Origin of the sequence: Moraxella oculi (assembly GCF_023336735.1) — a bacterium.
GTDB classification, from domain to species: domain Bacteria; phylum Pseudomonadota; class Gammaproteobacteria; order Pseudomonadales; family Moraxellaceae; genus Moraxella; species Moraxella oculi.
This window is the reverse complement of the sequence record NZ_JAMBAQ010000005.1, coordinates 101,436-113,811: the sequence shown is the minus strand read 5'-3', so window position 1 is coordinate 113,811 and position 12,376 is coordinate 101,436. Positions and strand designations below refer to the sequence as shown.

14 protein-coding genes and 2 pseudogenes are annotated in these 12,376 nt (G+C 40.5%); 15 read left to right on the top strand and 1 reads right to left on the bottom strand.

What is annotated here, in order from left to right; all coding sequences use genetic code 11:
• The 13 genes and pseudogenes from M2R47_RS04045 to M2R47_RS03985 form a co-directional block, all read left to right on the top strand.
• Nucleotides 1–82: pseudogene (locus tag M2R47_RS04045) on the top strand (RNA-guided endonuclease TnpB family protein); the annotation flags it as partial.
• Nucleotides 83–202: 120 nt separating this feature from the next.
• Nucleotides 203–550, top strand: coding sequence for a hypothetical protein (locus M2R47_RS04040; protein ID WP_249099321.1), 348 nt, complete (start codon nt 203–205; stop codon nt 548–550).
• The gene (locus tag M2R47_RS04035) at nt 547–1,074 is read left to right on the top strand and encodes a hypothetical protein (protein WP_173944233.1); all 528 of its coding nucleotides are present in this window, start codon (nt 547–549) and stop codon (nt 1,072–1,074) included. The genes M2R47_RS04040 and M2R47_RS04035 overlap by 4 nt, the downstream gene beginning before the upstream one ends.
• A 247-nt stretch (nt 1,075–1,321) precedes the next feature.
• Nucleotides 1,322–2,008: a VENN motif pre-toxin domain-containing protein gene (locus M2R47_RS04030; RefSeq protein ID WP_249099319.1), complete on the top strand. Its 687-nt coding sequence runs from the start codon at nt 1,322–1,324 to the stop codon at nt 2,006–2,008.
• 2 nt (nt 2,009–2,010) lie between these two features.
• Nucleotides 2,011–2,568, top strand: a complete 558-nt coding sequence (locus tag M2R47_RS04025) for a hypothetical protein (RefSeq protein ID WP_036366543.1) — start codon at nt 2,011–2,013, stop codon at nt 2,566–2,568.
• A 179-nt stretch (nt 2,569–2,747) separates the two neighbouring features.
• The gene (locus M2R47_RS04020; RefSeq protein ID WP_249099316.1) at nt 2,748–3,470 is read left to right on the top strand and encodes a VENN motif pre-toxin domain-containing protein; all 723 of its coding nucleotides are present in this window, start codon (nt 2,748–2,750) and stop codon (nt 3,468–3,470) included.
• Nucleotides 3,471–3,472: 2 nt separating this feature from the next.
• Nucleotides 3,473–3,877: a hypothetical protein gene (locus M2R47_RS04015; protein WP_046700391.1), complete on the top strand. Its 405-nt coding sequence runs from the start codon at nt 3,473–3,475 to the stop codon at nt 3,875–3,877.
• A gap of 133 nt (nt 3,878–4,010) precedes the next feature.
• Nucleotides 4,011–4,712, top strand: a complete 702-nt coding sequence (locus tag M2R47_RS04010) for a hypothetical protein (protein WP_249099313.1) — start codon at nt 4,011–4,013, stop codon at nt 4,710–4,712.
• Between the two features lie 16 nt (nt 4,713–4,728).
• Nucleotides 4,729–5,085: a ribonuclease domain-containing protein gene (locus M2R47_RS04005; protein WP_249099310.1), complete on the top strand. Its 357-nt coding sequence runs from the start codon at nt 4,729–4,731 to the stop codon at nt 5,083–5,085.
• Nucleotides 5,082–5,375 (top strand): barstar family protein, encoded by a 294-nt coding sequence (locus tag M2R47_RS04000; protein WP_249099308.1) that lies wholly within the window; start codon nt 5,082–5,084, stop codon nt 5,373–5,375. The genes M2R47_RS04005 and M2R47_RS04000 overlap by 4 nt, the downstream gene beginning before the upstream one ends.
• 300 nt (nt 5,376–5,675) lie before the next feature.
• A pseudogene (locus M2R47_RS09575) lies at nt 5,676–5,867 on the top strand (VENN motif pre-toxin domain-containing protein); the annotation flags it as partial.
• Between the two features lie 455 nt (nt 5,868–6,322).
• Complete coding sequence (gene imm40 / locus M2R47_RS03990) at nt 6,323–6,631, top strand: Imm40 family immunity protein (RefSeq protein ID WP_249099301.1); 309 nt, start codon at nt 6,323–6,325, stop codon at nt 6,629–6,631.
• Between the two features lie 129 nt (nt 6,632–6,760).
• The gene (locus M2R47_RS03985; RefSeq protein ID WP_249099298.1) at nt 6,761–8,281 is read left to right on the top strand and encodes a polymorphic toxin-type HINT domain-containing protein; all 1,521 of its coding nucleotides are present in this window, start codon (nt 6,761–6,763) and stop codon (nt 8,279–8,281) included.
• 139 nt (nt 8,282–8,420) lie between these two features.
• Here the strand turns inward: M2R47_RS03985 and pdxA are convergent, their stop codons facing one another.
• Nucleotides 8,421–9,473, bottom strand: coding sequence for a 4-hydroxythreonine-4-phosphate dehydrogenase PdxA (gene pdxA / locus M2R47_RS03980; RefSeq protein WP_249099295.1), 1,053 nt, complete (start codon nt 9,471–9,473; stop codon nt 8,421–8,423).
• A 130-nt stretch (nt 9,474–9,603) separates the two neighbouring features.
• Here pdxA and dnaB point away from each other — a divergent pair, with 130 nt between their 5' ends.
• A complete protein-coding gene (gene dnaB / locus M2R47_RS03975; protein ID WP_249099292.1) occupies nt 9,604–11,019 on the top strand; it encodes a replicative DNA helicase in 1,416 nt (471 codons plus the stop codon).
• Nucleotides 11,020–11,130: 111 nt separating this feature from the next.
• Nucleotides 11,131–12,261, top strand: a complete 1,131-nt coding sequence (gene alr / locus M2R47_RS03970) for an alanine racemase (protein ID WP_249099291.1) — start codon at nt 11,131–11,133, stop codon at nt 12,259–12,261.
• Nucleotides 12,262–12,376: the final 115 nt, after the last annotated feature.

The window sequence follows — 12,376 nt, the reverse complement described above, 5'->3', positions numbered from 1 at the left end:
GCATGATAGAGATATCAATGCTAGTAAGAACATTCTTGCGGTCGGGCTTGACCGTCTAGCAGTAGGAATCCCCTCGGTTTAGCGAGGGGAGGAAGTCAACAAAAATAAAAAATTACTATTTTGATGGGCTATAACCCCAACTCGTTGGTATGAGGCAAAATCTGGAAATTATTAGAAGATGATAATGTCCGATTCTTAAAAAATGAGTTGTTTTAAGTCCAGCTCGGTAGGTTGGGTTAAAGATAAAATAAATGACATCATTTATTTTGGTAAGGACACATCAAGCGGCAAAAGTCTTACCAATATTGATTTGCCGTCAGGCAGAGATCTTGTCGCTGATTTTAAGAAAATTTCGAAGAATTTGCAAGTTGCATCCCGAACAGCAAAAGATGGCTCCGAAATTCAAACTGTTATTTTGCCAGACGGTTCAAAGGTACAACTTCGCACTGTATCCAAAAGCAATCCGGAAGGAACAACGATTGATTTTACCCCGCCTGGCAAAAAATCACCCGCATTAAAATTCGCTATCCAACAAGGTAAATTATCATGACAAACCAAGAAATCCACCTGCCATTTTTTGATCTAAATTTGAATGAAATCAAGCCGCTGTTTAATCCAACAGAACAATCAGTCAAGCTGCTGTATGATTTTTTAAAAACTTATAATCGAGATAGTCGTGATGAATTATTTGTTAGGGCTGGTTATAGCAAGCTAGAATTTCCTTATGCTGTTGATTTTACCGATGATGATTTGGAGTTTGAAACCAATTATTGTGAAGTGGTAATTCCAATGTTGCTACAAAGCTATTGTGCAATAGACGATACGCTTATCTTCTTTTCCGATTCTGAAAAAAAAGGCACAGCCATCATTGAAACACTTGAATGGTACACTCCACCGATGATTGCCGAAACTCCTTGTAATGCTGAATATTATTACATGTTGCTTGGTGATTTTATGGGTGCTCTTGCTACTGATAATCATACCGAGTTTTGCGTGATGACGAGTTCACAAAACTTATTTTTATTCGCTGCTAATCCAGAGTATATCGTTGCTTATGTAAGGCGGTCTTTGTAGGTTTTTAAGCATAGCCCGCATAGACCGGGTTGAGGTAGTCATGTAGGGTGGGCTTAGTCCACCTACGCTACCTACCGCAGGAGCGTTTATACACATGGTGTCAAACCCCTAGATAGATATCGCTACCACCAGCAAGCTTATCAGCAATCTCTCTTACAAACTTGCCGCAGGTCTGACTGGCTGCCTCTCTGCCAAAGCCTCTGGTCATGCTTGCGATGCAGGGGTGATTGGTGCTACTATAGGGGAGATGTGGGGAGATTGGATTACTGATGATCCCAATGAACTCACACAAGCACAAAAAGACAAACTCATCAGCCAAGCCAAACTGATTGCAGGCATCACTGCCGCTTATGCTGGAGAAGATGTCAATGTGGCTGCTAGTGTGGCAGCGGAGGCGGTGGAGAATAATAGCTTAAAAGCTGTTGTTCAGACTGTCAAAATAGCAGGAAAGCTCGTCAAAGTTGCTGTAAAGAATGGCAAGGTCACAATTAAAGACTTTAAAGATGTGTTAAGAAAAGAAGGTTTTGATATTGTTGATGATTTAATTACTTTAGCAGATGGTCAATTAACATTTGATGATGCTAAGGCGGTTATTGATTTAGTTATTGGCACGAATTTAAACAATCGTCAAGAAAAAATTGATATGATTGTTAAAAAAAGAGGTTTAAATACAAATCCTTACTCGTTTAGTGATTTGGAAAAAATTGCTTCTAAATTTGGATATGAAAGTAAAACAATTGGTGGAGTTAAGTTATTTTATAACAAAAAAGGAAACCCTAAATACCTTATACGTTCAAATACAAGCCATAGTGGGGATGTTTTTAAGGGAGTAAACGATGAAAGATCAGCAATAAATATAGCATCTAGAGGCAGTAGTAAGACTGGTGAAAGATTGGGTAGTTATAATATCCATTTAGAAAGAGTAGGAGATTAGCAGTGTTTAATTTTTATAACATATCTAGATTTAAACCTGATTATAACTTCTCAGGCAAGGTTTGGAATGACATTTCTGATGTTATAAAATGCAAAAATGACGATATACTAAGTCACTATTTGTGGTTAGAAAAGCAACATGTAAAATTTATTAATATGTTTATAAATTATTTCTCAGTAGATAGATTAGGATATGCAATATTTCTTGAAGACTTGAAAAAAATCTCTAGTGACTATTTTTTCGATATGGAAGAACCTATAGAAAGAATCAATAATTTAAGTCGTTATAATTTAAAAATATTAAATACAAATGATTTGAATTTTTTATTAAAGTCTTGGGTTCGTGGTTTGTGTTATTTGCATTTTTTTGATACCTTGACAGGTAGTTTTATAAGGAAGACGGATGATTTTAATTTTCTATTAATGTTACATAAAAATTATAATATTGACGAGATTTTTAAACCTACAAAAGGAGTATTTGTTTCCGTTGATATGGATGTAATTAGTTATGACGCTGTTTTAATGCCAAAAAATTATGGTGAATTTTTGTTAAAAATTTAATGTTAAAACCCTTAGTCTAAGCTAATAGCAACACAATTCAGAATTTATTTATGAAAAAATGTTTTGAAATTTTTGGTTTTTGTAAGAATAGCTCGACCTAAAGCCCAACAAGCTGTCTATCTGCCAAAGCGGCAGGAAATCGTTGTGAAGCAGGCAGCATCGGTGCTGTCGTTGGTGAGATGTGGGGTGATTATCAAGTAGATGACCCAAACACCCTAACCCAAGCACAAAAAGACAAACTCATCAATCAAGCCAAACTGATTGCAGGCATCACCGCTGCTTATGCTGGAGAAGATGTCAATGTGGCTGCTGGTGTGGCAGCGGAGGCGGTGGAGAATAATGCTATCCATAAAATTAATGAAAAAGGGCATTGGATAGTTTGTTATGAAGTATTTGGGTTGACTTGCGAATTAAGAGATGGGGAGCGTTATGCTACAGATAAAGAAATTGCAGAGCATGCGTTGAATTTTGTGAATAATTTAACGCCAGCTGGTCGAAAGTCTGGCAAAATTCAATCCACTTCTAGTTCAAGCTCTACATCAAAGCCTGCCAATACTGCAACAAGTGAAAATATTGTTAGAATATCCAATATTCCAGATTTTAAATTTGAAAACAAACAACTTGGAAAAAAACTTGGTAAACATGTCAGTGATTTTGGTGGAGATCCATCAAAATCTGAAGATAGAGCTATGGTTGTTCGGATAATTAATGATATAGCTCTAAAACCAGAGATGGTTGTCTTGGGTGATTTTGCAGGTCAGGGCTCTAATGGGTCGAGGGGCAATGTTCATTTTAGAATCAAGGGCAATGATGTTGTAGTTACAAAAACAGATGGTACTTTTGTTACTATTTTAAAAAATGGCATCAATAATACATCCGTAAAAAAAGCTTTGGGTAAGTAATTATGGTAGATGTGAAACAAATTATTGGAAAAACATTGAAAAATGTAATGGCAAGTATTTACTTTGTGGATAGTTATCAACAAGAAATTTTTATGGAGGACATTGTGGATATTTGCCTCATAATTGATGATGCTGCCATAACAGTGTCCTGCAATGAAGATGGCGAGTCTTTGGATATAACAGCAGGCAATTGTTTGCAGAAAGTTGATATGGGTGATTACGGTGTGATAAAAATAAAAGATATGTTTGATTTTTTAAACTTAAAAGACTCAACATGTATTTATGACGCACGCATGATTATTGATGAAAATCTTATCAAGATAGGACTTGAGTTAAGCCTTGATACATGTAAAATAATCATTAAAAATGAAGGAGATCAGATGGTCATACGCAAGTATGATGTATGATAGTTCGTAGGCTTAGGTTAGCGATAGCATAACCTAGAATTATGTCATAACTCATTGATTTTGTTATATTTTGTGTCTCAACACAACCTACGGCTTCATCGCAAGCTCTATTGTCCTACTCTATGACTTTGATGTGGATACCGCAGCGAATGAAGCTGGGGTGGCGGTGGAGAATAATGCTTTAACCCAACAAGACTTCAACAAACTTTACAATCTCTACGAAAAAATTCAGGGACGAGGCAAAAATATTCTCGGACAATATAAAATGACTTTGGCTGAGGCTGAAGAATTAACCAATTTAGTTATTTTAGACCAAGTTGGAAATCAGTTAATAGATAAATACAGGCAAAATCCATCATCACTCAGCCATAGTGAACTGATGGCACTAGGAGACATACTAAACTACTATTATGCTGGTGGCAGTAGTTTATCACATATTCAGTCCATGCTAACAAATTATCCTAGGGCAACTCTCAAACCAAATGATTATTTGTTTAATAAGGGTACAGGCGGCGAATATGAGAAAATGTTTTGGGATGCTGCAACACAGCGCAATATAAACAAGCAGGTTAGTGATGTCGCATCTTTAGGTGGCGATGCTGTATTTGCAGCTCCTGGAAAGGTAATGAATGTTGTCCGTATCGCCACAGGTAGCACTATGATAGCAAGCGGCATTCAGAGTGTTAAACAAGGAAAAACAGGACAAGGCTCTTTTCAGGTTGTGGCTGAAACTTTAATGTTTGTGCCTATTGTTAAAAAAGCAATCCCCACCAATCAACTAAGTTTATCTGGCACTATTAGCCATGTAAAATGGGTATGCTACCAGCTCTTATAGTGGCATGAGGCTAAATTTGGATCTTAGAACTACTGAAGCAGCAAACTCTCTTATTGAGAGTTTGCGTTCAAATGGAAGGTTGCCTAGTCATTACATCACAAAAATTGAGGCGGGGAAAAATGGATGGCAAGCAGGAAAGGCTTTAAATAGCACAAACCCAGGTAAGCAAATTGGAGGAGATGTTTTTTGGAATACTCCCAGTGTTGTACCTAATGCACCTAGGAGAATCTGGTATGAGGCGGATGTTGGTCTTAAAAATACCATATCCAGATCAAAACAACCAGGTACAAGACTCTTGTATTCAAACGATGGTTTATTATATATTACAACAGACCATTATCAATCTGTAACTTTTATAGGGAGATGGAAATGAATCAAATTATGATTGATGGTAATATTGTTGAAACTGAAAAAGATTTTCATAGAACCTTAGCAATTCAGTGTGATGTAACAGAGTTTTATGGGCATAATCTTAATGCTCTTTGGGATTTGCTTTCCTGTGGGGTGGAAAGACCAGTTTGTATTATTTGGAATAATTCTGAAAATTCAAAAAAATTCATGGGCGCGTCAGTATTCTACCAAATCATTAATGTCTTACAAAGAGTTAAGGAGCAAGATGAGAATTTTGGCTGGGCAGATCGTTTTGATTATATAATAAAATAGACTTCAGGCTAATTATAGCTCATAAGACAAACGGCGATAGTGTAACTTAGCATTATGATGTAAATCATTGAATTTGTTGGGTTTCGCACCTCAACCCAACCTACCGATCTGACCAATCAACTGGTTGATACCGCAGCAGCTGGTATTTATACTCATGGTGTCAAATCACTAGACATCAATGATACAGAGCTTATCAGTAATGTCGCTCATAAACTTGCCGCTGGCATGACAGGCTGTCTATCTGCCAAAGCGGCAGGAAATCGTTGTGAAGCAGGCAGCATCGGTGCTGTCGTTGGTGAGATGTGGGGTGATTATCAAGTAGATGACCCAAACACCCTAACCCAAGCACAAAAAGACAAACTCATCAATCAAGCCAAACTGATTGCAGGCATCACCGCTGCTTATGCTGGAGAAGATGTCAATGTGGCTGCTGGTGTGGCAGCGGAGGCGGTGAGGTGGAATGCCTTGGAAACAGCTTGGGATGTGGCTAATGTTGGTATAGGAGCTGCGTCCTTGGGATATAATCTCAAAGAAGGTAATTATGGTGCGGCTTTTATAGATGGGGTGGGTCTTGTTTATGATGGTTTGGCAACTGCAGTACCAATTTTACCAGCTGGTGCTTCTACTGCAATTAAGGTAGGCAGGGGAGCTGATACCGCAAAAGATGTTGTTACTGCGAGCAACTTTTTTGATGGTGCCAGCTATACTGCCAAAGTTAAACAACAAGCTGCATCTGGTGATTACCATGCATTCCCACAATCTGTGGATGGTTTTGCACAACACGGCACGGTTACACGAATTGTGGGTGGGGATGGCATCACTAGATATAAATTAGAAATAAAAGGCAGTTATAGAGGAAAGGCAGGAGTTTTTGAGTATATTAAAAATCCTGATGGCTCTATTAACCATAGACTATTTGTACCCAAAAATTAAGAGAGGTGCTTGTTATGACTAATATAGATGAGATATTAAAGTTTTATTCCTTGTATGGTTGCAGTTTGGATGAAATGGGAATATGTGAAACTGCAATTCCCGTAGCTCTAGCTGATAAGTTTCTGATGATATGTGAACAAAATCAGATTTTAATTTTAGGAGGGGATATTTATATAAAAGCTGATAAAAAATTTGAATTATTTTATGCCAACTGGTCTTATGAAGGAATAATAGTATCGCAAGGCATTAATACGGCTAGATCATATCTAGCACAACTTCCACAAAGCAATCTATATGTTTCTTTTGTGTTAAACATAGGTTAGCACGGTAGGTTGGGTTGAGCTTGCGAAAACCTAACAAATGTTTTAAAAGTGGTGGCTGATTTTATTTCCACAACTGGATATTTTTATCTCGAGAATGAGGAAGATCTCATACAGATATATGGACAGCTAATGAGTGGTGTAGTTGCATCATATGCTGGCTATGATGTAAATGTTGCTACGCAATCAGCCAAATTAGCTATTGAAAATAAAGATACCAACTGGATATTACATAAAATCGCCCATGCCGCTACTGGCTGTGCTGCCGGTGCATTGCAAAAACAATGTGAGGCTGGAGCAATCGGTGCTGCTGTTGGTGAAGTGGTGGCTGAACTCATGCCAACATCAGATCCTAATTTACCCACCTTGGAATTTCAGCACATACAAAATAAAAATAGGGAATTGGCTAAACTGATGACAGGGGTGATTGCAGCCTATACAGGATATGATGTCGAGACTGCTGTTAAAACAGCAGATACAGCTATTGCAAATAATAGACAACTACACGCCCAAGAAATAGAAATTTTAAAACAAGAAGCCAAATTGTTTGCACGAAGTAGAGGCATTTCCTCTAATGAAGCTGAAATAGTGCTTTATAGTTGGGTTTATGCCCAACTTGATACAAAAGCCAATAATAAGCTTAACGCATACTTAACTGAATTGGCCAGTTACATTAGCGGTATTGATTATTACCCAAACTTCAACCCAAAGTCTGATTATGCAAATCTAATAAAACACTTTGAAGCCGCCGATGTCGTATACAAAAAACTGGTTGAAAAGCATGGTGCAAAGCCTCTGAAAGATGCCGCCAACCATGTTATAAAGATGAATAATAATCCAGTTTTGATGTTTAAATCAACCAATCGTCAGCTGGACAATTCTGGTGCTTTTGGTGCTCGATTAGGTAATGATAATCTGGGCATATCAGAAGCTCTAAATGGCAATTCTGGAAGGGCAAATCAACTCATTCAAAGTAATGCCAACAATTACTTTGAATCCAAACTGCAATCTTATCAGGCACACCACCTACATACATCAGGTCAGGTAAATCCTGTGTATCCTGAAGATATTTTTGGTGCTGTAAAAGCTATCAGATATATTGGCAGGCTGGCACTCACCACATTAAGACAAAAAGGTGTTTCTGCAGCTGGTCGCAATGCAAATGTAGCCAAAGCAACCTGCACCACTGGCACCTATTGCTTTACCGCAGGTACACTCATTGAAACATCAGAGGGCTTAAAAGCCATTGAGACCTTCACAGGTGGTGAACTGATTTGGACACGAAATGACATTACCCTAGAATATGGCTATCGCCCTGTTGTTGCCACCAAAGCCACACCCAACCAGCCCATTTTCCAAGTCACAGTCAAAAACCATCAAGGCGATATAGAAACCCTACAAACCACAGCAGAACACCCCTTTTGGATCAAAGACACAGGCTGGCTAAAAGCCTCCTTGCTAGAACAAGGGATAATACTGCTTGATAGAAACAATCAAGAAGTAGAAGTCCTAAGCCAATACCTACTACCCAACCACACCGATACCGTCTATAATATCGAAGTTGATGACTTCCACACCTATCATGTGGGTAGATTGGGTGTATGGGTGCATAATGCGGGAAAACCGTATTCATTCCATTGTGAAACAAGATGAGCTTTTACTTAGAGAGGCAAGAAAATTGTCTCAGCAAGAGAGTTAAGGTATCAATTAAATGATGGAACTTAAGAAAGGCAATGAAAATACAGCAACTTAACTTTTAAGATACATACTTTAAACGGATTAAGCAATCTCATCACTCCACCATCTCACACGCCACTTTTATCGCCTGTCTTAGACTACTACTATTTGCCCTTCCCGACCCTGCCAAATCAAGTGCCGTACCATGATCCACCGAAGTGCGTACATAGGGCAAGCCAAGCGTGATGTTCACCGTATCACCAAAGCCATGAGATTTGAGCGGTGCCAGCCCTTGATCGTGATACATGGCAATGATGACATCCGCCTGCGTCAGATACTTATCCGTAAACAGCGTGTCGGCTGGCATGGCAAGGCTGATATCCATGCCCTCATCAATGAATGTTTGTAATGCTGGATTGATGACATTCACTTCCTCATCGCCCAAATGGCCATTCTCGCCTGCATGCGGATTTAATCCGCACACTAAAATTTTTGGGTGATTCACCCCAAACTGCTTGACCATGGCATCATGCGTGATTCGCACCGTGTCGCAAACTTCTTGATGAGTGATCGCATCAGCAACCATGCTTAAAGGAATGTGCGTAGTAACAAGTGCCACGCGCATTTTTGTATTGGCAAGCATCATCACCACTTTATCACAATTCGCCTTTTGCATGAAATATTCGGTATGACCACTAAACAAAGCACCATCATCAAGGCAAACCTCACCATCAATCATCACCGACTTTTGAATGGGTGCGGTAACAATCGCACCCACCAAACCATGACTTGCTAATGTGTGTGCCAAACTCAACTGCCTTTCCACCATGGTGGCATGATTGATGTTAAGCTGCCCTGCTTTTACTTTGCCATCACAAGGCGTATTGATGACACACACATTATTGGGCAACTTGGCATTTTGTGTCATGCTCATCGCCTGACTTTCATTGATGATGGTCAGCTGTGGCTTTTGACAAATCGCCCCAACGGCATGCAACTCATCAACACGCTCAAAAAACGCTTGGGCATCTGCGGTAATCAATAGCGGTTTTGGCAATGTGCCATCTTGATGGCAAAGCACATCAATGATGATGTCCATGCCAATACCAGCAGGCTCGCCTGTGGTGATGAGTAGCGGTTTTTTTGGGGAAAAATGAGTGGCGGGCATGATGATTTTTCCTTGATGGTTTTGGCGGTTTGATGGATAAATTTTACCATTTATTTGGTGCATTTTGTGCTAAAATTCACCTCCATCATGGTAGAACATGTAACAACATTTGCCCAATGACAGATGCGATATGAATACAGTTACTCAAAACAATACCTCAACCCCAAAAGTTGATGATTTATTAAGCTTACAACCACCGCACAGCATTGATATCGAACAAGCATTGCTTGCTTCTTTGATGAGTATTGATGAGTCGTTTGAGAGCATTGATAACATCATCAAAGAGGATGACTTCTATGGAGAAAGGCACAAACACATCTTTCGTGCCATCGCCCATTTATCCAAAGTCAATCAACCTTACGACAGCTTAATGGTGTACGATCACCTCAACACCCAAAATCTGCTCAATGCCGCAGGGGGTGAAGAGTATCTGATGCAAATCAACCAAAGCCCAGCCACAATGTTCAATCTTGTGCCGTATGCTGAGCGTGTGCGTGAGCTTTCAGTGTATCGACAACTGATCAAGTCTGCCAATAACATGCTTAATTTGGCCTACCACCCAAAAAAGCAAACCGTCAGCGACATATTAGATACCGTGGAAGCTGACATTTTTCGCATCAATGAAAATTACAGCAGCGGCACAGGCAAGCAAGGAGTACAAAATATTACTGATATTTTAACTAATGTTACCAATCAACTTGCCGAACTCAAAGCACGAGACGGCTCAATGATTGGGCTTAGCACCCCATTTGAAGAACTGAACAACAAAACCCAAGGTCTGCAAAAAGGCGATATGATTGTCGTGGCGGCAAGACCATCAATGGGTAAGACCACCTTTGCGATGAATCTGGCAGAGTCTGTACTCATGCAAGGGCTGCCCGTGGTGGTATTTTCCATGGAAATGCCCGCCGAATCCATCGTTACTCGCATGCTGTCATCATTGGGACAGATCAATCAAACCAACTTGCGTTCAGGTAACATGAGCGAACAAGAATGGGCTCAGCTTTCTACCGCCATCACCATGCTACAAGACACGCATTTGTATGTTGATGCTCGCAACAACCTACCACCAAACGAACTTCGCTCCACCTGTCGCCGTATCGCAAAAAATCATGATGGCGGTCTAGGCATGATCATCATAGACTATCTACAGCTGATGAAAGTTCCAGGCATGGAGAATAATCGTGTTGGTGAAATCGGTGAAATCAGTCGCAGCATCAAGGCATTGGCTCGTGAAATGAATTGCCCTGTCGTAGCATTATCACAACTCAACCGAAGCCTTGAACAGCGACCAAACAAACGCCCAGTCATGTCAGACTTGCGTGAATCTGGAGCGATTGAGCAAGATGCCGATCTCATCATGTTCATCTATCGTGATGAAGTGTACAACAAAGACAAGGCGGATAATAAAGGCTTTGCTGAGATCATCATTGGCAAGCAGCGTAATGGCCCGATTGGCACAGTACCGCTAAAATTTGAAGGGCAGTTCACACGATTTAGTAATTTCATTGCAGGTCATGGCGTCCCAGATGATTATGAAGAGTAATCTGACATCCACCTCTTTATCAGCCTAGGAATTTTTTCACCTTCATCAATATAAACCTTGTGGCATGTTGATGAATAACACACACCCCTACCAACATCAGTGATACAAACCATGCGAAACACCAGCATCATCATCAATCACGCCGCTTTGGCACATAATTTAAATGCCATCAAAAACACCCTAAACCCTCATCACCCTGCTAAGGTGTTGGCGATGGTTAAGGCCGATGCCTATGGGCATGGCATCGCACATACCCTATTGGGACTACAAGATGCCGATGCTTTTGGGGTGGCATGCATGAGTGAGGCGTTAGCCGTTCAAAGCACTTGTAACGCCCTAGGCATGAAAAAGCCCATCATACTCATTGAAGGGGTTTTTAGTGAAGCTGAATGGCTCATTGCTTTAGAACATGGCTTTGGTTGCGTGATTCATGGCAAAGAACAGCTTGAATTCGCCATCAAACACCCTGCCAGCCAAGGCAGCTTAACTAATACCATTTGGCTAAAATACAACACTGGCATGAACCGCTTAGGGTTTGATAAACAAGGTGCAATAGATGCAGCCAAAGCACTGCACAAAAATGGTTATCAACTGATTTTAACCAGCCATTTCGCCTGTGCTGATGAACCAAACAGCCTCATCACCGACAAACAAATCACGCTGTTTAAAGAATTGCTTGACACGCTTTGCAATACCGTTGATGATAAAATCCAAGCATCATTATGCAATTCTGCGGGGATTATCAGTCAGCCAAATTGCCATTATGACTGGGTGCGCACAGGCATCATGCTTTATGGATCCAGCCCTTTTGCTCACATCACTGCCGATGAGCTTGGATTGAAGCCAGCCATGACATTGACCACCAGCGTCATGGCAATACAAAGACTAAATAAAGGAGACACGGTCAGCTATGGGGCACTTTGGACAGCCAAGCGATCTAGTCGCATCGGCATCATCAGCTGTGGCTATGGGGATGGTTACCCCAGGGTGGTAGCGGGGGCTTGGGTAGGCGTGGTGGTCGATGGACAAGTCATTCGCACGCCCATCGTTGGGCGTGTGGCAATGGATATCATGATGATTGACTTGACCGACATTGCCACTGCCGATATAGGCACAAGCATTGTTTTATGGGGCATGAAAGACGCACCAAGCATTGATGAGATTGCCGCATGTGCAGGCACGATTGGCTATGAGGTGATGTGTCGCACCACCACACGACCCCATCGTGTTGTTACATTTTAATGCGATACCTACCGATTATTGTATGAACAGATCACTCCACCATGACCCATGACATGGTCGAACACAGCATCTGTTTGTTCATGGTTACAAATATATACAGCAACGCAGGATTGAT